At 54.0% G+C, this 263-nt stretch carries 1 pseudogene; it reads left to right on the top strand.

What is annotated here, in order from left to right:
* Nucleotides 1–263: pseudogene (locus tag ACYP03_RS26625) on the top strand (transglutaminase-like cysteine peptidase); the annotation flags it as partial.

Below are 263 nucleotides of genomic sequence, written 5' to 3'. Positions count from 1 at the left end.
GCCTTCAATGAACAGGAACAAGCGGCGTTTGATCGCGTCACGGCGTTTTATGGTGAGCGCGCAGGCAAGCGGATGATGGCCTGGCGGCAGTTGCTGGCGTCCGTTTCCCATCAGCAGGAAAGGCAGATGCTGGAGCAGGTCAACCGCTTCTTTAATCAGTTTATGTTTCTGAATGATATTGAAATCTGGGGAGAAAATGACTACTGGGCGACGCCCTCAGAGTTTCTCGGCGCGGCTGGCGGCGACTGTGAGGACTTTACAAT

This window comes from Photobacterium sp. R1 (assembly GCF_054600795.1).
Note: the sequence above shows the minus strand (reverse complement) of the source record. Positions and strands in the feature narration are given on the sequence as shown.